22 protein-coding genes are annotated in these 22,210 nt (G+C 39.7%); 8 read left to right on the top strand and 14 right to left on the bottom strand.

Annotated elements, in window-relative coordinates; genetic code table 11:
• The first annotated feature begins 102 nt into the window (after positions 1-102).
• Together AB4128_RS06950 and yghU are read left to right on the top strand one after the other, a co-directional pair.
• Positions 103-1,677 (top strand): methyl-accepting chemotaxis protein, encoded by a 1,575-nt coding sequence (locus AB4128_RS06950; protein WP_372037301.1) that lies wholly within the window; start codon positions 103-105, stop codon positions 1,675-1,677.
• A gap of 275 nt (positions 1,678-1,952) precedes the next feature.
• Positions 1,953-2,810, top strand: coding sequence for a glutathione-dependent disulfide-bond oxidoreductase (gene yghU, locus AB4128_RS06955; protein ID WP_372037302.1), 858 nt, complete (start codon positions 1,953-1,955; stop codon positions 2,808-2,810).
• 295 nt (positions 2,811-3,105) lie between these two features.
• Here the strand turns inward: yghU and AB4128_RS06960 are convergent, their stop codons facing one another.
• On the bottom strand, positions 3,106-3,537 hold the full coding sequence (locus AB4128_RS06960; protein WP_372037303.1) for a hypothetical protein: 432 nt from the start codon (positions 3,535-3,537) through the stop codon (positions 3,106-3,108).
• Positions 3,524-3,943 carry a hypothetical protein gene (locus tag AB4128_RS06965; RefSeq protein WP_372037304.1) on the bottom strand — a complete coding sequence of 140 codons (420 nt, stop codon included), beginning with the start codon at positions 3,941-3,943 and terminating at the stop codon, positions 3,524-3,526. Before AB4128_RS06965 ends, AB4128_RS06960 begins: the two co-directional genes overlap by 14 nt.
• Before the next feature lie 275 nt (positions 3,944-4,218).
• Here AB4128_RS06965 and AB4128_RS06970 point away from each other — a divergent pair, with 275 nt between their 5' ends.
• Together AB4128_RS06970 and AB4128_RS06975 are read left to right on the top strand one after the other, a co-directional pair.
• On the top strand, positions 4,219-4,866 hold the full coding sequence (locus AB4128_RS06970) for a hypothetical protein (RefSeq protein ID WP_231919074.1): 648 nt from the start codon (positions 4,219-4,221) through the stop codon (positions 4,864-4,866).
• A gap of 5 nt (positions 4,867-4,871) precedes the next feature.
• The gene (locus tag AB4128_RS06975; protein WP_055023122.1) at positions 4,872-5,261 is read left to right on the top strand and encodes an MmcQ/YjbR family DNA-binding protein; all 390 of its coding nucleotides are present in this window, start codon (positions 4,872-4,874) and stop codon (positions 5,259-5,261) included.
• A gap of 37 nt (positions 5,262-5,298) precedes the next feature.
• On the opposite strand, the gene AB4128_RS06980 is transcribed toward AB4128_RS06975, so the two are convergent.
• Entirely contained in the window at positions 5,299-5,973 is a 675-nt protein-coding gene (locus tag AB4128_RS06980; RefSeq protein ID WP_055023123.1) for a PilZ domain-containing protein, read from the bottom strand.
• Positions 5,974-6,221: 248 nt separating this feature from the next.
• Between AB4128_RS06980 and AB4128_RS06985 the strand changes: the two genes are divergently transcribed.
• On the top strand, positions 6,222-6,782 hold the full coding sequence (locus AB4128_RS06985; protein ID WP_055023124.1) for a CBS domain-containing protein: 561 nt from the start codon (positions 6,222-6,224) through the stop codon (positions 6,780-6,782).
• A gap of 89 nt (positions 6,783-6,871) precedes the next feature.
• Here the strand turns inward: AB4128_RS06985 and AB4128_RS06990 are convergent, their stop codons facing one another.
• From AB4128_RS06990 to AB4128_RS07010, 5 genes are all read right to left on the bottom strand, one after another.
• Positions 6,872-7,861, bottom strand: coding sequence for a diguanylate cyclase (locus tag AB4128_RS06990; RefSeq protein WP_055023125.1), 990 nt, complete (start codon positions 7,859-7,861; stop codon positions 6,872-6,874).
• Positions 7,862-8,113: 252 nt separating this feature from the next.
• Entirely contained in the window at positions 8,114-8,785 is a 672-nt protein-coding gene (locus AB4128_RS06995; protein WP_055023126.1) for a fumarylacetoacetate hydrolase family protein, read from the bottom strand.
• Between the two features lie 336 nt (positions 8,786-9,121).
• Positions 9,122-10,132 carry a succinylglutamate desuccinylase/aspartoacylase family protein gene (locus AB4128_RS07000; RefSeq protein ID WP_372037305.1) on the bottom strand — a complete coding sequence of 337 codons (1,011 nt, stop codon included), beginning with the start codon at positions 10,130-10,132 and terminating at the stop codon, positions 9,122-9,124.
• Entirely contained in the window at positions 10,132-11,037 is a 906-nt protein-coding gene (gene rimK, locus AB4128_RS07005) for a 30S ribosomal protein S6--L-glutamate ligase (protein WP_220753810.1), read from the bottom strand. The genes AB4128_RS07000 and rimK overlap by 1 nt, the downstream gene beginning before the upstream one ends.
• Before the next feature lie 4 nt (positions 11,038-11,041).
• Entirely contained in the window at positions 11,042-11,473 is a 432-nt protein-coding gene (locus AB4128_RS07010; protein ID WP_055023129.1) for a RimK/LysX family protein, read from the bottom strand.
• Positions 11,474-12,004: 531 nt separating this feature from the next.
• Between AB4128_RS07010 and AB4128_RS07015 the strand changes: the two genes are divergently transcribed.
• The 3 genes from AB4128_RS07015 (at position 12,005) to AB4128_RS07025 (ending at position 15,911) form a co-directional block, all read left to right on the top strand.
• Complete coding sequence (locus AB4128_RS07015; protein ID WP_055023130.1) at positions 12,005-12,676, top strand: DUF2461 domain-containing protein; 672 nt, start codon at positions 12,005-12,007, stop codon at positions 12,674-12,676.
• A gap of 337 nt (positions 12,677-13,013) precedes the next feature.
• Positions 13,014-14,372: a BamA/TamA family outer membrane protein gene (locus AB4128_RS07020; protein ID WP_372037306.1), complete on the top strand. Its 1,359-nt coding sequence runs from the start codon at positions 13,014-13,016 to the stop codon at positions 14,370-14,372.
• 171 nt (positions 14,373-14,543) lie between these two features.
• Positions 14,544-15,911: an RsmB/NOP family class I SAM-dependent RNA methyltransferase gene (locus tag AB4128_RS07025; protein WP_055023185.1), complete on the top strand. Its 1,368-nt coding sequence runs from the start codon at positions 14,544-14,546 to the stop codon at positions 15,909-15,911.
• A gap of 156 nt (positions 15,912-16,067) precedes the next feature.
• Here the strand turns inward: AB4128_RS07025 and rfbD are convergent, their stop codons facing one another.
• The 6 genes from rfbD to cysC all read right to left on the bottom strand — a co-directional run bounded on the left by rfbD (position 16,068) and on the right by cysC (position 22,185).
• On the bottom strand, positions 16,068-16,970 hold the full coding sequence (rfbD, locus tag AB4128_RS07030; RefSeq protein ID WP_372037307.1) for a dTDP-4-dehydrorhamnose reductase: 903 nt from the start codon (positions 16,968-16,970) through the stop codon (positions 16,068-16,070).
• The gene (gene rfbC / locus AB4128_RS07035) at positions 16,967-17,587 is read right to left on the bottom strand and encodes a dTDP-4-dehydrorhamnose 3,5-epimerase (protein ID WP_372037308.1); all 621 of its coding nucleotides are present in this window, start codon (positions 17,585-17,587) and stop codon (positions 16,967-16,969) included. Before rfbC ends, rfbD begins: the two co-directional genes overlap by 4 nt.
• Positions 17,574-18,488 (bottom strand): glucose-1-phosphate thymidylyltransferase RfbA, encoded by a 915-nt coding sequence (gene rfbA / locus AB4128_RS07040; protein ID WP_372037309.1) that lies wholly within the window; start codon positions 18,486-18,488, stop codon positions 17,574-17,576. Before rfbA ends, rfbC begins: the two co-directional genes overlap by 14 nt.
• On the bottom strand, positions 18,488-19,552 hold the full coding sequence (gene rfbB, locus AB4128_RS07045) for a dTDP-glucose 4,6-dehydratase (RefSeq protein ID WP_372037310.1): 1,065 nt from the start codon (positions 19,550-19,552) through the stop codon (positions 18,488-18,490). The genes rfbA and rfbB overlap by 1 nt, the downstream gene beginning before the upstream one ends.
• Positions 19,553-19,694: 142 nt before the next feature.
• Entirely contained in the window at positions 19,695-21,050 is a 1,356-nt protein-coding gene (glmM, locus tag AB4128_RS07050) for a phosphoglucosamine mutase (RefSeq protein ID WP_055023134.1), read from the bottom strand.
• Positions 21,051-21,540: 490 nt separating this feature from the next.
• Complete coding sequence (gene cysC / locus AB4128_RS07055; RefSeq protein WP_055023135.1) at positions 21,541-22,185, bottom strand: adenylyl-sulfate kinase; 645 nt, start codon at positions 22,183-22,185, stop codon at positions 21,541-21,543.
• Positions 22,186-22,210 lie beyond the last annotated feature (25 nt).

Genomic DNA, 22,210 nt, shown 5'->3' on the forward strand with positions numbered 1-22,210 from the left:
TTATTAAAAAATAACACCTTAACAAGTCATTGACCTAAATCAAACATATTGTGACAAAGCTGAGGCACTATGCCTCTTTATTTTTTAGTTTGGTTATTTCCAATGAGTGATATCAAGGCAAACAATATAGAGCAACCGCTGACGGACGAGTGCATTTTACTTTCTACCACTGATTTGAATGGTAATATCAAATACGCCAATCAAGCCTTTGCAGATATCTCTGAGTTCACGACAGATGAACTCCACGGAAAACCACACAATATTGTTCGTCACCCTGATATGCCTAAAGCAGCTTTTGAATCCTTGTGGCAACGGGTCAAAGACGGAAAACCTTGGTTTGGTATCGTTAAAAATAAAAGCAAAACAGGCAAGTATTATTGGGTTAATGCCTATATATCGCCAGTCTTTGAAAACGGCAAAATGCATGAACTACAGTCTGTTCGACGTAAACCTTGTCGTGAACACATCAATTCCGCTGAAAAAATTTACAAACAGTTAAATCAAGGTAAAGCCCCCAGAGAAACCACAGCACCAGTGCTTAGCTTTACGGGTTCACTTTGCCTTTGGGCAATCGTTATTTCTTTGATAGGGGTAGTGTCTTCGCTCTTCATGCCAACTTTGGTCGCCGCTTTTTTCATTCCATTAATGGCTGGATTTGTCATGTATTACATAACGAGGCCGTTAAAAGAACTTGAAAATAAGGCCACAAAAATTATCGACGACCCAATTGCTTGCGGGATTTTTTCATCGAGTCAACATGAGTTGGGAAAAATTGAATTAGCCTTAAACTACTTAGTCACTGAAATGGGGGGTGTTGTCGGCAGGATGGCAGATTCAGCCACCTCCATTAGCGAAGAAAGCCTGCAGCTTAATCAAACTATATCGACCACTCGTGAACGGGTTAAAGAACAAACACACCAAACCCGTCAGGCCGCAACAGCAATGGAGCAAATGACGGCAAGCTTCACTGAAGTTAATCAAAATATCCGTAATACAGCACAAGAAATTACCACCAGCCAAGAGGCTGCTAGTAAAGGTCACGATAGTATGGACAAAGTGGTCAATGCCATTGGCGAGCTTAGAAAAGAAGTGGTTCATTTCTCAGCGGTGGTCAATACAATTGAAAAAGACAGCCAATCAATCGCATCGGTCCTAGGAGAGATTAAAGGCATCGCAGAACAAACGAATTTATTAGCGTTAAATGCTGCCATTGAAGCGGCTCGAGCAGGTGAATCTGGCCGTGGATTTGCCGTTGTGGCGGACGAAGTTAGGCAATTATCAATTCGCACCAGTGATTCCACATCAGAAATTGAACACATAGTCACGAACTTTCAAAAAACCACAAAGGAAGCGACTCAAGCAATGGAGTCTGGTCAATTGCAAGCCGATTTATCAGTATCCTTAGCAGAAGAAGCGGATGACACTTTTGCTCAGCTCCTTAACTCAATTAATCGCATACACGAAATGGCTGAGCTTAACTCTACAGCCATGAACCAACAAACAGCGGTCGCAGAAGAAATTAGCCAATCTATTTTACAGATAGATGAGATTTCAAACCTGACCTTAATTCAAACCGATGACACCCAAAACAAGTGTGAACAAATGAGTCGATTAGCCAATAAAACGCGTCATTTATCGAGACAATTTTGGACGCAAACAATCGAGCGCACCAAATAATCACCTCCAATATTACCCAAAGCGTCATAACCTACATGTTGATTATGACGCAATCTTGCTCAACACTGATTAACTTCCCTATGTATGCAGATGACAAGAGATTTAGCGGCTGATTGACTATTATGCCCTCTTTCTGGTTGTCATTTTTTCCTGTTGTGACAGTTTATTTTTTGATAAGACTTTTTAATTTTAAAAATGCCCTAATATCATATATACAGTTAACGTTAAGCCATGCTTATAAAGCCGTTTAAAGCGATTCAAAGTGAGGGTACACAATGACAAACGAATTTACTCCACCTAAAAAATGGGTAATGGAAGAAGAAAATGGCGGCAAGTTTGCCAGTATAAACCGTCCTGACTCTGGTGCGCGCTATGATAAAGATTTACCGGTTGGGAAGCATGCACTGCAGCTTTACTCTATGGGCACCCCTAACGGCCAAAAAGTCACGATTATGTTGGAAGAGCTGTTAGCCGCAGGGATCACTGACGCAGAATATGATGCTCACTTGATTAGTATTGGTGATAGCGATCAATTCTCATCAGGTTTTGTTAGCATTAATCCAAATTCAAAAATACCGGCGTTATTAGATAACAGCACCTCAACGCCTATTAATGTATTTGAGTCAGGCGCTATTTTACTTTACCTCGCTGAAAAGTTTGGCCGCTTCTTACCAACAGATTTAGCAGCTAAAACCCAAGTCATGAATTGGTTGTTTTGGCTGCAGGGCTCGGCTCCTTATTTAGGTGGCGGTTTTGGTCACTTTTATGCTTATGCCCCTGAAAAGTTTAAATACCCTATCGACAGGTTCTCTATGGAGGCCAAGCGTCAACTTGATGTACTTGACAAGCAATTAGCTAAACACCGCTTCTTGGGGGGTGATGAGTATAGTATTGCCGATATTGCGACATGGCCTTGGTACGGAAATTTGGTGCTTGGAAACCTATATGAAGCAGCAGAGTTTTTAGATGTTGAAAGCTACCCTAACCTAATGCGCTGGGCAAAAGACATTGAACAACGTCCAGCTGTCACGCGAGGCAGAATCATTAATAGAACCTGGGGAGAAGAGTGGGAACAACTAGCGAACCGTCATAGCGCCGAAGATATTGATAATGTGCTTAAACGTCAGCCATAACACCCACAATTTCTCAATCAATTGGTAGACCACTCAATTTTGATAATGTGAGCCTATACCTTTGATATGATTCACTCCCATTGGAAATGAAGTTTGATAAAGCGGTAGGCACACCATCAAGTGCTTATCGCATTATTGCTAACCAACAACCCCTTTACCGATTAATCACTTTCAAGCTTTTTCCAACAACATAAGCACGTCGGCTGTACGTCTGGCGGTAAAGTAATGATAAAACCACAATGCGGGCAAAAATCCCCAATATTTAAACGGACATAAGATTGTGTTTGCTTATACATCAGCATCGCTCTTCTTTTCGATTATATTTAGGTGAATACATCGCCATTAACTGTGCTTCTACAGCGCCCCTTACACAAACAGGCTCACCATTTAGCGGACTAGGTACAGTTACGTTAGTCGCAATCCATAGCTCCATATCACGTATTAACTCCTCTTTAACTAACCTGCCAGCCGTACCATGTGACCAAATACGTTTTCCGAGTAGACCACTCTCGCCGACATATAAAACCTGATCTCCTTTCTTGAAAAAATACACCCCCGAAATGTCTCTTGGTAACAAAGAAAACCAATGCTTTCTTGTTGCGTACTCATTACCTTCAAAGTCATATAAGCCATAAGTTTCGCTATTACGATTAACAAGCCATGCTTGAGATAAACTGATATTAGCGATATGAGTAAATGTAATACTGCCCATTTTAAAGGTATTCATCGACGACCTCAGCGCAGTTAAACCCCTGGTACATCTGGCCATCAGGCCTCAACTTCGAACTTGTTACAGCATTATCACTAACAAACTTGGTATAAATTGTATCTACTCTTTTAACAGGCTTACCAAATAGCACTCGAGTATGTCCTCCGATAGCAGATACCAGTCGACTACCTAGCATCTGATGTTCTTCAGTTTCTATCTCATCTAATATGGCCTCAACTTGATAAGCCACTGGAATTTTACGGTTTGCATTGATGACATAAACCCAATCTCCTTTTGAGATTGAACAAAAGTCATCCCAGCCATGTTGGCCAGGTGCTAAATCGAAAAAAGCATTGTTACCAAGCGATGCATATATTTTTCGGTGTGGACGATCAGCAATATTTGATACAAGAAATTTTCGCATAATGAACAAAGGCACTTAATACACATGTGTATATACTAATTAAGTTTCCTCACAAAGTAAACCGTACTAAGTACCTTTATTGTTCATTGCAATATAGATCATATTCAATTAACACTAATCATAACGACTTTATATTGATTTCATTGAATTTTAGGCGCAAAGTTAACTATGTAAACCAGCTAAATAGAACGCTTAAAGAGTAAAAAGCGCACACTGGTAACACAGATAAAAGCAAAATTGCGCCAGTACTATCAGCACCTTCATATGAGGTAAATATGAACAAGCTATTAATACTTAGAGCAGTGACGGGGATTTATGACACCTTCAGCCTCTGCAAAAGCCCCCACTTTAATACCAGCCAACTAAACTTGTTAGCGACAGCGAATCGCCTCATCGCTGCATGCTTTAACAGCAAAAGTCCAACTAAGGCTAAAGTCAAAACAGTAAGCATCATCATTTGTTACTTATTTAACGGCATTGTTTTTAGCGTACATGCAACGGATGAGCACCTTGACAGTACAAGGCATCTTCAAACGATTTCCCCGCTTAAAACCGCTTTGCATTTGGAGACTTATTTAGGCGGACATAGTACAAATTTAGCTAACAAAGCCGCACTTTCGTTTAAGTTTGGTCAGAGAAATAGTCAGCATGTTTGCCATATAACCACAACAGAAGAGCATTTAATGCAATCCAAAAATTTACTGGAAAACATTAATTTAAGTGAAAAATATTTCTTCTTTGACTGTCAAATTGATAATGATTTTTATGTATTATCTAATCAGTACCGTACTTATGCCCAAGTAATAATTAAGCAACCTGACATCAACTTTCCAATGTCGATGCATATAGAGGCGAAACTTGTCACAATTGATGGCAAGCTGCTCAATGTCACCAGTGGTGATATCTCACTTAAACGGAAATAGCTCACATGGAATTTGACACAATAAGAGATTATTTACTGACTAAACCTTTTGCTACAGAAGACTTTCCATTCGGAGAATCTACTCACGTTTTTAAAGTTCACTCGAAGATGTTTGCACTAATGTCATGGCGAAATGATGCTTTGATGGTTAATGTAAAGTGCGATCCTGAAGACTCATTCGCCCTAAGAGAGATATTTAGCAATATTACGACGGGATATCATATGGACAAGAAACATTGGATTTCTATCTATTTACAGTCAACTGGGAGTGATAAATCTAAAGAATCTCGATTAATTCCAGATGGCGAGGTATTGCGCATTATTGATAATTCATACCTATTAGTCGTCGACAAACTTCCTAAGAAGCATCAAACAGCCATCAAACTGCTTTTATAACGAACAAGTCAAAGCCTTTTATAGGATTTGAGCAAGACTATTTTTCAGAAAGCAGAGCTGTGTGCACGATTTTTTCGATAGTATTGTCTTGCTCACCCAAGAACTGACAACCAAACTCCACGCCATTTTCGAATAATTTAACATTACACACTCTGGCTTTAATGGTGAGGTTTTCTTGTTCTGTAGCCTCTATCACGATTTCAATCTGCTCTCCCTCTGTTAACTCATCTTTTCCACCTTCACTAACTTCAATATGACAACCTGAAAGTGAAACATCGGTGATTTTAACTTGCCATTGGTTATCACTTAAAGCGATATTGGCAGTTAAATCTGTCAACACACGTTTGGTCGAACGTAAATTGTGAATAACCATATTATCTGGGAAATTCAATACCATAATACGAGATGGCTGACTCAAGGTTTGTTTGATTGTTGAAATAAATGCGATTACAGATGCCTCATGACCTTCCACTAAACCACGAACAGTCACTTGTGAGCCCTGAGTAATGTACTGGCTGTAGCCTCCCAATTTATTTGCATCTGGAAATTGAATTAGTATGAATTGTTCAGGTAGATAACCGATAAAAATGGTACGAAAACGCCCTTTTTTACCTGCAGGAGTCACAATATCAATATTGACAGGCGTACCAGCCAATAAGTATTTAAATTCTTTAGACAACCCCTCTTTAGTATTGATTTGTTTTGTGGTCATTTTACCTTCCCTGAACCTTTTATTTCCCAATCAAAGATTAGCACAAGATTTAACATACACAACAGTGAGTTAACCTTAATTAAATGTTATTCATGTGCTTGCACCTCTTGTATCTAGAGGTCTATGGTGAATATCACAAGGTTAAGGTTTTTGATGTAAAACATAAAAGACATTGCACCAAACCTGAATATTGACGGTCGTCAGATTCAGTCGCCTCAGCCGTTGACATAAGGTAACGGAGTTAACATATGAGAAATCTAGAATTATTCAGCACAGCATCTATCGATCACTTACTTTGGTCTACCAGCACTGACTCACCCAGCTTAGACTCTCCAGCGTTAGACGTATTTACTGACTTTGATGTAGCACGTCCTATTGTCGTTGATGCATCCACCAGCGCAGTGGGCACAGCAATAATCATGGAACAAACCCATGCATTTATGAGATTAGTTGTTGATAAGAACAATAAATTTTTAGGGGTGATAACGCTGCAAGAATTGTCTGACCATAATTTATTTGTTACCGCGAAAAAGCTAGACCTTACTGTAGATGAGCTTTTAGTCACAGAAGTGATGGTGCCAAGAGAAGAGCTACAAGCGTTTGACTATCAACAAATTTCAACAGCCAAAGTCAGTGATATAGTCAGGCTTTTGCAACAAAATAATTTGCACCACATGCTAGTCATCGATCATGAATTGCATCATATCCGAGGGCTGATTGCAGCGAGTGACTTAGCCAGAAAACTCAATATGCCAATAGAAATACATCAACGGCCTTCTTTCAGTCAAATTTTCTCTAATGCCCATTAATGATTTTGCCTAAACGATATAAATCACGGAGCCACTTACCTGAAAATCTCAGGTAAGTGACGATAAACCTGATTGAATATACGCAGAAACTAGCCTTGCTGTGTTAGTTGGCTTTCTTGTTCAGCAATCTGATTATCGAAAGCAACACACTGATTTTTACCATAAGTCTTAGCTTGATATAGGGCCAAATCCGCTTTTTGAATAATCTCTTTCGCTGAGGTGAAGTTGCTAGGTATGCAAGAAACAAAGCCTAAGCTCAAGGTGACGATTTTACTTTTAGATCTTGGGTGCGGGATGCCGAGTTCGGCAATTTTCAAACGAATATCTTCAGCGAGTTGCGACACACTTTCTTGCTGTCCGTAACAAATAATAGCAAACTCTTCACCGCCATAACGGCATACCACATCGGTTGAACGCACACATACGTCAGCTATTGCTTGCGATACTTGTATTAAGCATTGATCTCCTTGGTAGTGGCCTAAGAAGTCGTTATAAGCTTTAAAACAATCAATATCACACATGATTAATGACACTAATTGTCGCTCTCTTCGTGCTAGATTGATAATAAAGTCCAATTGAGAATCGAACTCTCTGCGATTGTTCAGCCCTGTTAATGCATCAAGCTTTGAAAGCTTAAACAATTTAGCACTCGTACGTTCACGCTCAATAATCCCAAAAAGTAATTGTGCATTTCCGCAATCGTCTCGAAGTATTGCTCTCGCTTTACTCGTAAAGTAAAGGATCTCACCTTGGTTAGCGTCATAATAAGGAAATCGATTATGATACTCATCGATATTACCTAACTTCAAATTATGGTAATCCTCAAAAATTTGTTGCGCTTTTTCTGAATCTTTTAAGGCAATATTCTTGTTGTAATCACCAGCTATAGGACAAGTTTTACTAACAGAATGCTGAATAAGTTGAGGGTCTAAGGAGAACATCTCTTGCATGATTTGATTGCAATAGAAAATATTACTGTCTTGCTCTAAGTCAATGAGCCACCAAGATACCCCAGAAAAGTTGAGTAACTCTTGATAAAGTTGGTAATACTTTTTAATCCGTTCATTAGGAAATGTCATATTCAACTAGCCACTTTAAAAAGCTAATTAAGTCGTCAATTCAATGACTAACTTTCCCTTTAGCATGATTATTTAATTGTAAATCTACATTGAGTATAGACCTTGTTGAAAATACTGCCTGTCACGACAAGACTCCACACGATCCAATATGATAATTAATGAATGAAGTTTTAATAGCTGAAGACCCTAATCTTTTTGAAATGCTAAACCAGAATGATGATAATCACTGAGCATAGAGATAGCATCTCGAGTTTACTCAGCAATCCAAGTTTGAGTAATAATGGGCTTAACATCTTTTACAGCATCTAATAATTGTTCAAAAGACTCATATTCAATATCAACCCATAACTTAACTTCAAACGTCGCACCTTTTGTTATCATCCCTACTCCTTTAGGCGTGCCAGTCATAACTATGTCGCCATCTTCTAACGATAAAAACTCAGAAATTGCGGTGTGAATATCAGATACCGAATACATCATTAAGTCACTGTGACCAAATTGTACTATTTCGCCATCAATAGTGAGTTGAAAACAGAACTTGGTATGATTATTTATAAGAGGAAGCGCAACAAATTCACTAAACACTGCAGAACCATTAAAGGCTTTTGCGCGCTCCCAAGGCAGTTGTTTAGCTTTGAGTGTTGACTGCAGTGCTCGTTTAGTTAAATCAAGGCCCACTCCAACGGCAGAGAATTGTCCATCTTTAACCATAAAACACAACTCAGTTTCAAAATGTATAGGTTCTTGATGAAACGAAACTAAGGTGTCAGAAATTGACGAGTTGGGTTTTAAAAATACCACCATATCATCCGGCACTTCATTGCCAAGTTCATTGATATGATCGACATAGTTTCTACCAATACAAATAATTTTTGAAGGCGTTAATCGCTCCTGACCTGAACTTGAATAAACTGTTTTTAACATTACGTCATACCTCAAGATAGCAATGACAAACTAGCTTATTGATTAAATACCGATTAATCAAATACCTTGTTGATATTAAAAATCTTTTCTAGGTGCAAAAATAATCGAATGGCTTCACTCTACAGCCTACTAATCTACCAACTAACTAACCAACTTAGCGACTTAGCGACTTAGCGACTTAGCGACTTAGCGACTTAGCGACTTTAGTGAAATATAGACTGCCTTGAGTTTGACAAATGTAGATACCAAAAAGCCACTGATTGAATATAAAAGTTCAATCAGTGGCTTTTAAAGTAACGATGACCATTACAATAACAATTACAACGACATTATTGATTATGCGTAAGTCGATATAAACTCATCTAAATGCTCGTTGGCAATTTCAATATCGTCGCCAACAAACTGTGCAATATGAAACAGTGCTTCGCCTTCATTTGCGACAGGGATATTACTTAAGCCAATAATAATGCCATCGGTCGGTGATTTAAGTTCTGACAACTCTCCACCTAAAGGGTTTACTACATTGGCTAATACACACCCTTTACTGACTCTTGCGCCAATTTTACGCTTTATATTCACTAAACCATCTGATTCACTTCGCAGCCAATAACTGCGACTAGCGTTGATTGAAGCTGTCGGCTTAAGCTTACTGGTTAACATGCCTAAGTGACGCATCACATTAAGTACACCTGTTAAGCCAGATTTAATCGATAACTCACTAAACCTAAGCGCTTCACCTGCTTCATACAAAATACATGCAATGCCTAGCGAGTTAGCATAACCTCGCATTGAACCCTGCTGTGCTTTTGAGTCCATAATCACTGGCGCGCCAAAAGCTGTTGCCATCGCCATCATGGTTTCATCATCTGTATCGCAACGTATTTGCGGAAAGTTGTCGCGATGAATCGCACCAGTATGTAAATCAACAATATGAGTAGCTTGCTTTAATAACTCATTAGAAAACAAGTGAGCTAAACGACTCGCTAATGCGCCTTTCGCACTGCCAGGGAAACAACGATTTAAGTCGCGTCTGTCAGGTAAATAACGTGATTGATGAATAAAACCAAACACATTAACAATAGGCACAACCACCAAGGTTCCAGTTAAGGTTTTAATGTTCACCTTATCAATCAAACGACGGCATATTTCAATGCCATTTAGCTCGTCACCATGAATCGCTGCGCACACTAATAATACAGGCCCAGGCTTTTTACTATGAAACACTTCAGCATGCAGCTCTAACGGCGTATCATTGTACAATTTTGCTGCGGGCAGTTTGATGCTGGCACGCGTACCAGCATCAATACTAAACTCACCAATTGCAAACGCTTCACGCTTAAGCGCCATTAACCCACACCTTTGGTTTTAGTGCTGTTTGGTTTAGCATTTTTCTCAATAAACTGAATAATTTTTTCAGCCACATCTATACCCGTAGATTGCTCAATTCCTTCAAGACCCGGGGATGAGTTAACTTCCATCACTAAAGGACCATGCTTCGAGCGTAAAATATCCACACCTGCAACATTAAGCCCCATAGTTTTAGCGGCCCGTAATGCCGTCGAGCGCTCTTCTGGAGTCAGCTTCACAATCGTTGCAGTGCCACCGCGGTGAAGGTTTGAACGAAACTCACCTTCAGCGCCTTGACGCTTCATCGCTGCAATCACTTTGTCACCAATCACAAAACAACGAATATCAGCGCCACCAGCTTCAGCGATATACTCTTGCACCATGATATTCGCTTTTAAGCCCATAAATGCTTCTATAACACTTTCAGCCGCTTTACGGGTTTCGGCTAATACCACACCAATTCCTTGGGTGCCTTCAAGTAACTTAATCACGCAAGGTGCGCCGCCAACCATGTCCAATAAATCTGGCACATCAGCAGGCTTATTTGCAAAACCTGTAACGGGTAAACCAATGTTTTTACGCGACAATAATTGCAATGAACGTAATTTGTCACGCGAACGTGAAATCGCTACAGATTCATTTAACGGGTGCACACCCATCATCTCAAACTGACGCAAAACCGCAGTACCATAAAAGGTAACTGAAGCGCCAATACGAGGTACAACAGCATCAAATGTCGGTAATTCTTCACCGCGCATGTGAATACTAGGAGCCATCATATTGATGTTCATGTAACACGCTAGCGGGTCAATGATTTGTACTTCGTGACCTCGAGCTATCGCCGCTTCTTGAATACGACGAGTAGAATATAAGTCTTTATTTCTAGACATAATTGCAATGCGCATAACCTTAAGCTCCTGTTAAATGTGCTGCAGATGAATCCACTAGAAAACGCCCTGCCAGTGCTCGGCGACCTAAAAGCATTCTAAACTGCATGTTGTCACGCTGTGTCAGCGTAAGTTCAATATCAAACTGCGCATCGCCAATAATAATTGGGGTTTTAACCACGTAGCGATTAGTTATGTGACCGCCAGAATCTTTTACGTGGCGACGATCAAAAACCGCAAACTCTTGCACGATTTCTCTGTCTGATTCTTGCTCAGGGTGGATCCAGACTTTGATCCAGTCTTGATCTTGTTTAATAAACGGTTTAATTCTAAATGCGTGTAAACATGACGTCTTAGCACCGGTATCAACTTTCATATTAACCCGTTCATTGCCAAGTTCAGGAAACGTCGCCCATTCACACCAGCCAAGAATTTTTAATGCATTTTTTGTCATGTTTAAGCCTTTTTCACAAAACCTTATTTCGTTAAATATCGTTAAATTGAGAGGCATAAAGGAATTAATAAGACTGCTTTTGACAATATTGCAGCCATATAAAAGTATCAACTTTAGCCAAAACAACACTTTAATTGAGTTAATATCACGTTAAAAACTTACTCTCAATCAGTTTGGAAGCGCATAATACTCCTAAAGTTTAAAAATACTACAAAAAAAATCACAAAATATAAAAAAACTCACCAACAACAAGTAATAACCTTATAAGCACTGCATTCTCAAACAGCTAAAAACAACAATTAACTCTATATAAAACCAACAAAAACCGTAAAGTAAATGAAAATTGACGTTTTAACACACAAAACAGTTTGTTTGAGACAAGTTTAAAAGATGATTATAAGTTAACCACTGAACTTTGTATTATTAGTAATCAAATAAGTCCTACATTCCAAGCTGAGTTTTTTAACATTATGAATTAAAGATAGTAGTCTTTTGTGGCACACTTTGGACTCACCTTTTTTAGGATCTGTTATGTATACTCAGCAAAGTTTTGACTTCTTAACCCTCCTTGCCAATAACAACGATCGCGAATGGTTTAAAGCAAACCAACAAGATTACGAAGATAGGGTTAGAACGCCGACGTTAAAGTTTATTGAAGCCATGCAAGGACCAATCTTAAATATATCACCTCGCCTCACTGCCGTGCCTAAAAAGGTAGGCGGCAGCATGATGCGACCACAAAGAGACAGTCGTTTCAGTAAAGATAAAAGTCCTTACAAGTTAAATGTTGGTATTCAATTCAGACACTTTCAGGGTAAAGATGTCCATGCGCCAGGGTTATATTTACATTTAGCCAATGACGGTTGCTTCCTCGCTGCAGGTATTTGGCACCCTGAATCTAAAGCCTTAAATGCAATTCGCCACTGTATAGATGAAAACCCAAATGGTTATAAAAAGGCATTGAACACATTAGATAAAGCTGGGTTTGAGTTGTCAGGTGATACCCTAGTAAGGCCTCCTCGAGGTTTTGATAAAGAGCATCCGCTTATAGAAGAATTAAAACGCAAAGATTTTATCGCCATTAAACCAATAACGATTGAGCAGGTTTGTGATCAGAATTTTGTAGAGTACTGCGCCAAAGAGTTCGAGAAAACGACGCTATTGATGGGCTACCTTTGTTTCGCTCTCGATTTAGACTTTTAGTTGGTTTCTTAATTAGATTTCTAGTTAGCTTCCTAGTTATGGTTCTAGAAAAATTAGGCTTTTAAAAACTACACTCTTATTAAGCTTGGACTATATAGACTCCAAGCTTACAAACCTCTAAATCAACTTCTTATGATTTGGTAAACCTCCTTCCCAAATAAATTATTTTTAGGGACTACCGGCGTGTATTTCACTCTTAACTCGAACAGTCTTCAATTATTATAAAATCATTTATTCACTGTACCTTTTTCGCTAAACAACCTATATTATTCAATAAAATGCCAACAAATAAACAACAAACATCCCCTTGAACTCGATGTACTGACAAGGCTTGCTGATGATGAATAAACGCCATAAAAATGTTGCCATTAAACCGCTCAGAGGCTTACTTCCCTTAGCCGTACTCATTGCAGCCTCGTTAACTCTTTTTAGCCAACCATCAACTGCCGCATCTGCCCATGTAAAATCTTCTGTAAACCGAAGTGAAACGCCTGATACTGGCGCCGAAAAGCTGCTTTTACCTTATGTTTTCAGTACGGATTCAATGGGCGTTAATATTGGCCTGGGTGCTATGGTCAGTGGTTATTATCAAGAACAGATGACAGTCGGCGGAACCGTATATGGTGGCGATGTCAGTTATGGTGTAGGCGGCGGGGTTTGGAATTATAAGCTCCCTAAGACTGAGCGATTTTATTTAAGTCTTGTTGGCTTTATGGGTTACTACCCGCAGCAAAAAGCTTATGCAAGTTCAGGTGATGGATACACTCCCCCAGGCACACCATTACCTGGCAGTAATGATTCCTCAACCGAGCAATTTCTACAAGCTGACGGCTCATCAAACTGGTGGGATATCAAGCTTGAATATGCTTTACCCATTGGCGCAACCAAAGATAAAGGTCGCGTAACTTATGAATTAACTGGAGGATTATTAACTTCAGAGCCGACTGGCGGTAAAGTATGGAACCCACTTGAATCTGGTGCCACTGTTGCTGTTTTAAAGCAATTTAATCGTTATGAAAGTTATGAGTTTGATGACGATGAACTCGATGGTGCTGTTCACGCTATTGAGCTAGGACTGCTCTACAACAATACCGATTTTTCAGTTAACCCAAGTTTTGGTAGTAAGCAGTATCTATCAATCTCACATGATGCAGGCTGGTTTGAGTCTGAACAATCTTGGACTTTTGTAGAATTTGAAGCCAGTAAATACTTTTCATTTGGGCAATCAGATTACGCATCCCAACGAATTTTGGCGTTGAACTTTTGGACAGGTTACTCCCCTTCTTGGGAACTTGAATACGATGAGCAAGGTGGTAGAAAGGTTAATAATAACGCCCCATACAGTGAGGGCGCTTCATTAGGCGGCTTTTATAGAATGCGTGGCTTCGAAAGTAACCGTTTTCATGATAAAGCATCTATCTACGCTACCGCAGAATACCGCTACACCCTTAAATATAACCCCATAGAAGATGTAAGCTGGCTTAAATTTTTACGTTTAGATTGGTTTCAACTTGTGGGTTTTGTTGAAGCAGGACGCGTTGGTGAATCCTATACCGCCGATGAATTGTTAACTGATATGAAATACGACTATGGCGTGTCTTTACGAGCATTAACCGCAGGGATTGTAGTCAGGCTTGATGTTGCAACATCTGATGAAAGCACTAATGCTTGGGTCATGGTTGATCACCCTTTTTAATGTCATAGCTACTTTTATATCATAACAGCTGCCCTTTTAAAGAGGGCAAGCACACTGTTTGTCAATGAACACTTATACATATTCAACCAAAATTAAAGACATGCTAAAATAGCGCATTATTTTTATAGATTACAAAAATCCTTTGTGATCACAGCCACTCTTGAGTTCGCCATGCCATCAGCACCACAATCTACCATAATCGCTAATACACCAGCAGAAAAAAGAGCGCTTAGCTACTCTACTACCATCAAAAAGCTATTTGATGAAGTACTGGACACTAAAATGCCTGCAGACAGGATTGTGGCTAATTATTTCCGTGAACATAAAAAACATGGCTCTAAAGACAGACGCGTGATCCGTGAAACTTTATTTGGGCTATTTAGATGGTGGGGCTGGCTTAAGCAATTAGGCTCACAACATGACGACCAAACGTGGTACAAAATGCTCAGTGCATGTGCATTATTAGAGCAACATAATTGGCGTAGCTTTGCTGATGCTTGGCAAGTATTTGCTGTACTTTCTGATGCTCAATTAGAGATAATAACGACTCTTATTGCCTCCGATGAGGTAGTAAACACTGACTCAGTGGTTGCGAAAAATCAGCTGCTTAATAAGCTATTTACTGACATTGAATTCACTGAAACTCAGTTGCTACCTGATTGGTTTTGGGAAGTTTGCCCTGTTGATGACCATAAAACACAAATACAGCTAATAGAAGCCATGAGCTCTAGACCACCTATTTGGGCAAGAGTACAAAGTCATGATACTCAAAAGGCACTAAATGAACTTCAGCAAGCTGGTATTGATGCATCCCTAAGTGAATTCTTTAGTGATGGCATTAGCTTAGGCAGTAAAAGCATTAACTTGAATGAAGTTAAACTATATAAAAATGGCCAGTTAGAAATACAAGATTTAGCCTCACAAGTCATTGGTAACATTTGTCAGCCTAAAGCAGATGAACACTGGTGGGATACCTGTAGTGGCGCAGGCGGTAAAACCTTACAACTTAGATCATTGATGATGCAAGATGCAGCAAAAGCAACGTCTAATGGCAGCGTAATATCATCCGACATTCGCTCTAAAGCATTAGAAGAGTTAAACAAGCGCGCTAAAAGAGCTGGTTTTAACAACATCTCAATTTCGCGTTGGAAATCAGAAGCATTACCGGTTGAAGCTAATCATTTTGATGGTGTATTAGTTGATGCACCGTGTAGTTGCACTGGTACATGGCGCAGAAACCCCGACATGCGTTGGATAGATGACAGAAGCTGTGTCGAAGACAAACCAACTCTTCAATTAGACATTCTAACTCGTAGCGCTAAAGCAGTTAAGTCAGGTGCAAGTTTAGTTTATGCCACCTGTTCTTTATCACCAATTGAAAATGAAGCCGTGGTTGAAGCGTTTTTAGCGAGTAATAAAGAGTTTACTCTTGAGACGATTACCCACCCATTTACACAGCAGCAAAACACAATGCTGACAGTATGGCCTTATGAAGCCAATAGTGACGGTATGTTTGTCGCGAAAATGGTGAAGCGATAGCACGAGAGTGTTATTTACTTAAAGTCTGATTAAAGCCTTTTTAGTTCACTTGTTACTCGTTAATTACTCAATTGAGTTATGTGGCTAAACAAGGCTTTTTATTGGTCGAGACTATTGGTCATGAAAACCAAAACAGTAAAAATAGATGTGGCTAAATTAGAGTTTTTCAACAAGCCGCTTTAAAGAGCAAGTCCAGTCAGGTGCAGTTATTCCCCAAACCTCTTTGATCTTTTGACAATCCAACACAGAATATTTAGGTCTTAGCGCTTTGGTATTTGCTTGCACAGCAAATGCCTCTGATGAAATAGCTACAACCTCAGGTTTAGAACTGATTTTTTTCTGCTGTAAAGCTTCATCCCAAATCTGCTGGGTTAACTCAAACCAAGTCATGGCAGCACTGCCACAATAATGAAATGTTCCCCAATCAGCTTGCCCTGCATCTATTGCCATCAACAGTTTAAATATCGTTGCGGATAAGTCATCGGCAAAGGTTGGGCAGCCTTGTTGATCTGAAATCATTGTTAACTGCGAATGCTGCTTAGATAACCTTAATACTGTTTTTGCAAAGTTATTGCCATACTGACTAACCAGCCAAGATGTACGGATAATGAGGTGTTGTTTTAATACCTCATTGATCAGTTTTTCACTTTGTAATTTGGTCTCGCCATAGGTATTAACTGGTTGAGTATCATCAGTTTCAAGATAAGGCGAAATTGACTCACCATCGAATACATAATCGGTCGATAGATGAATAAGTGGGATTTTATGATGGTTTGCAACTTTCACTAAATTGTTGGTACCAACAAGATTAACTTCTCGGCACAATTCAATATCTATTTCAGCTTGTTCTACATTGGTATAAGCCGCAGCATTAGCAATAATGTCTGGTTTGGTCATTGCCATATATCGTGACACTGAATCTGAACAACAAATATCAACATCAGATTTATTCGTTGACTGGAGTTCGAACTTAGCACTGAGAAGTGATGAGTTTTGTTTGAAATAGGCAATCAAGCTTTGGCCTAATTGACCATCAGCGCCAACTAACCAAACTTTCACAGAACTAAATCCTTCGACATCTCACCCTTAAAAATCAAGCCTTTATGCACTAACTCTTCCAACGTCAAACCAAGCGTATCTTTGGTTGATAATATTGAGTCTTTAATCGGCCAATTTATTGCCAAGTCAGGATCATTCCAAAGCAAGCAAACTTCATGCTGAGGCGCGTAATAATCAGTGCATTTATATTCAACATCCGCAAGCTCTGATAAGGTTACAAAGCCATGGGCGAACCCTTCAGGGATCCAAATTTGGCGTTTATTTTCAGCCGATAGCTCAACACCAAGCCACTTGCCAAAACTCTTTGAGTCTTTACGAAGATCGACTGCCACATCAAAGATGCTTCCCCGAGTGACACTAATAAGCTTTCCCTGAGGCTGTTGTCTTTGAAAGTGAAGGCCTCTTAGTACACCTCGTTTAGATTGAGACACATTACTTTGTACGAAAGGCTTATTTATATTCAATGCTTGCAGGTAGCGCTCTGCTTGAAAGCTTTCATAGAAAAAGCCTCTGTCATCATTGAATACTTGAGGTTCGATGATTTTAACATCCGCCAGTGATGTATCGATGATTTTCATGCCGTTACTATTACTGTTACTGGTCTTATGATTTGTCATATGAATTGCCATGTTCTTGTGGGATAAGCATTAGATAATCACCATAAGCTGTATGCTGATGACGCTGAGCTTGTTTCATCAGTTGTTCGACATCAATCCATTGATTAATAAATGCAATTTCCTCTAAACAAGCCACTTTAAGCCCTTGACGTTTTTCTACTGTTTGCACAAAATGACTGGCCTCTAATAATGAGTCATGAGTACCTGTATCTAACCAAGCAAAGCCTCGCCCTAAAATTTCGACATTCAATTGCTTGTTATTCAAATAAGCAGAATTCACATCAGTAATTTCTAACTCACCTCTTTGAGAAGGTTTAATAGACTTCGCGATATTAATAACGTCATTGTCATAAAAATACAAGCCAGTGACAACATGGTTTGACTTAGGTTTTAACGGCTTCTCTTCAATATCGGTGACCAGCCCTTCGTCATTAAAACCTATAACCCCAAAACGCTCAGGCTCGCTGACTCTATAGCCGAATATCGTCGCACCAGATGGTTTCGACACCGCTTTTTTAAGTTGCTCACTAAAGCTTTGGCCGTAAAAAATATTATCACCTAGAACTAACGCGACATTACTATCACCAATAAACGATTCGCCAATAAGAAATGCTTGCGCGAGTCCATCAGGAGAAGGTTGTGGCTCATAAGTAATCTGAATTCCAAACTGCTCACCATTACCCAATAAGCGTTTAAAATTAGTAAGATCATCAGGACTAGAAATAATTAACACATCTCGAATACCTGCCAGCATTAACACTGACAATGGATAATAAATCATAGGTTTATCATAAACAGGTAACAGCTGTTTAGAGGTGCCAAAGGTAATAGGATAAAGGCGGCTACCACTGCCACCAGCAAGGATAATACCTTTATAAGCAGATGAGTTAATTTGTGTCATTAGTTAGCATTCACTCTGTCAAATGGCTTCAATTGATAACCTTCATCTATTATATTTTGGCACCAACCTAAGTGGCTTAAATACCATTGCACAGTTTTTCGTAAACCTGATTTAAATGACTCTGTTGGCTGCCAACCAAGCTCTGTTTGTATTTTAGTGATATCAATAGCATAACGCACATCATGCCCGGGTCTATCAGCTACAAAAGTTATCAATTCAGCATATGATTTAAGTTCGCTTTTGCATGGTGCCAACTCATCTAATAACTCGCACACTTGGTGAACAACATCTAGATTTGTTATCTGATTCAAACCACCAATATTATACACTTGCCCTACTTTTCCTTGAGTGAGCACTTTAAATAATCCCCGAACATGATCGTCAACATGCAGCCAATCTCGCACTTGTTTACCATCGCCATAAATAGGTAAAGCTTTGCCAGCTAGGGCGTTTAAAATCATATGGGGAATGAGTTTTTCAGGATATTGAAACTGACCATAGTTATTCGAGCAATGACTCATCACAACGGGTAAACCATAGGTTCGATGCCATGCGTTGACTAAATGATCAGAGGAAGCTTTCGAAGCTGAATAAGGTGAACTTGGCTTATAGGAGGTTAATTCATTGAAAGCCGGCTCATCTTGGCTTAAATCACCGTAAACCTCATCAGTGGAGATATGAACAAAGCGAAAATTGTGCTTATCTTGCTCATTTAACGTTAGCCAATAATCTTTGGCTGCTTCTAATAACTTAAATGTGCCAACAATATTGGTCTCAATGAACGCTGAAGGACCATCTATGGAGCGATCCACATGACTCTCGGCAGCTAAATGCATTACAGCTGTAGGTTTGAAGTCCGAAAATACTTGCTTCAAAGAATCAGAATCACAAATATTACCATGTACGAAGTGATATCTAGGGTTAGTTTCTACACTCTTTAAAGAGGCTAAATTACCTGAATAACTTAACGCATCAAAATTCACTACGGTTTCATTGGTAGTGTCTAAAATGTATCGAATTAAATTTGCACCGATAAAACCCGCACCGCCAGTGATTAAAAGCATAAATGTCCTGTAAGAGCGTAAAGTGGCAACGAATAAACAACGGATTATATCAAACAAAACAAAAATGCCAGCGTAGATTACGCTGGCATTGTTAATTTTAATAGCTACATAAGCAAATTAAAGCTGATTCACAATCTGGCGATTAACCCGCAAGCTTTACCGCATCGGCAATACTTTGTGCTTGAGTTTGGGTCATTTCAGCGCAAGTAGACTCAACCATCACTCGAATTAAAGGTTCAGTGCCTGACTTACGCAGTAACACACGACCACGTTCACCCATAAATGCTTCAGCAGCTAACACTGCTTGTTTAACTGATTCAGTAGCGATAATCTCATCGGCATTATCGGCATTTAAGCGTACATTGATAAGCACCTGAGGCAGTTTAGTCATTCCAGCCTTAACATCTGCTAAGCTTTTTCCTGATTCAATCACCGCATCAAGTACTTGAAGTGAAGCAACAACACCATCACCTGTGGTTGTATGTTTTAAGCTTAAGATATGACCCGAGCCTTCACCGCCGAGTTGCCAACCAGTCTCTTTTAATTGCTCAACCACATAACGGTCACCCACTTTGGCGCGAACAAAAGGAATATCCATCTCTTTTAGCGCTAACTCAAGGCCTAAGTTAGACATTAAGGTGCCTACTACACCACCTTGTAATTCACCTTTAGCGTGTGCTGCTTGAGCAAGAATAAACAAGATTTCATCGCCATCAACTGCATGGCCATTATGATCAACAAACAAGACTCTATCGGCATCACCGTCTAACGCAATACCTAGGTCTGCTTCATGAACCATAACAGCCGTTTGCAGACTATCTAAGTGGGTTGCGCCACAACGTTCGTTGATATTAAGCCCATCTGGTTTGTCATTAATGCTAATAACTTCTGCACCAAGTTCAGCATACACTTCTTTAGCAATGTGATAAGCCGCACCATTAGCAGAGTCAACCACAATTTTAAGACCAGTCAATGATTTATCTTTATCAAATGTGCCTTTACAAAACTCAATGTAGCGACCTGCGGCATCTGATATACGACGTACCTTGCCCAATTTGTCTGAATCGACACACGTCATCGCACCATGATTAATCGCTTGATCAAGTAAATGCTCGATTTCTAATTCTTGCGCATCATTTAATTTGGTACCCGAGTTTGAAAACAGCTTAATACCATTGTCATAATATGGATTATGAGATGCACTGATCACCACACCTGCATCGGCTCTAAAAGTCGATGTTAAATAAGCAATCGCTGGCGTAGGCATTGGGCCAACGAGCGCGCAGTTAATGCCAGCCGCAGAAAAGCCAGCTTGCATTGCTGTTTCAAGCATATAACCACTAATGCGAGTATCTTTACCAATAATCACTTCTTTGGTGCCTGCTGACGCTAAAACCGTCCCAGCAGCCCAACCTAATTTCATTGCAAAAGACGGATTAATAGGGAACTCCCCCACCTTACCGCGCACACCGTCGGTGCCAAAATACTTACGAGACATTATTACTCCACTAAAAACTACAAGCTCGTGGCTCACTGCTGATGGCACTTAGCGCATAGCTAACAGCTCACTGCTCACTGCTCTTTTAAAAATCGAATGCTTAAATTCACTGCGGCTAAGTTTACCTAATTTTCAACCAAATTTAACCACATTTATTTACAGCACTTCATAGAGTTCAAATTATGTCGCCGCTACATCGAATTTCGGTGACTTACTTAGCATTAGCTAAACAACTTATCTGTAGCTGACATTGGTTGTTTGTGAACATGACTCAACACGGTTAGGTAGGTCTTGCTAATCTCAGCAACTTTATAAGCGAAGGTTACAGAAGGCACTAACATTAGAGATTTTGGGGTAGGTTTTCTTGGGGTGATGTACGAATGCGCTGATACAGCAGTTAGCTATCTGTTGTCAGTTGTCAGTTGTCAGTTGTCAGTTGTCAGTTGTCAGTAATGAAATAGCATTAAACACACCAACAACTAACGGAATATTACTTTACAGTGATGTAGCGATGTTCAATTAAATAGTTAATCACTTGCTTGGCACAAACTTCAATATCGTTTTCTGCTGTTTTAACGTGGACTTCAGGAGTTAAAGGCGCGTCGTAATCTGAGTCGATACCGGTAAAATGTTTAATCTCACCTGCTCGGGCTTTTTTATATAAGCCTTTAGGATCTCGCTGATCGCAAATCGCTATAGGCGTATCAATAAACACCTCAATAAATTGTCCTTGGTTAAGCTGAGATCGCACCATTTCTCTGTCTTGTAAAAATGGCGAGATAAATGCCGTAGACACTATTAACCCAGCATCCACAAATAGCTTTGACACTTCACCAATACGACGAATATTTTCAACCCGGTCAGCATCACTAAAGCCTAAATCGCCATTTAAACCATGGCGGACGTTATCACCATCTAACACATAGGTTTTACAACCCAAATCATAGAGCATTTTATCTACAGCATTAGCAACGGTTGATTTACCTGAGCCACTTAACCCCGTAAACCACAACACTGCGGCGCTATGCCCATTGAGCTTGCTACGTTCATCATGGCTAACACTCGCTAGATGCCAAACAACATCGGTTGATTTTTCAGCGCTAACGTCAATAGACTGATAAGGCGTTTGTGACATGATAAATCCTTGTAATACTTAAGTT

The sequence above is a fragment of the Shewanella sp. 10N.286.52.A9 genome (genome assembly GCF_041468985.1).
Lineage (GTDB): Bacteria > Pseudomonadota > Gammaproteobacteria > Enterobacterales > Shewanellaceae > Shewanella > Shewanella japonica.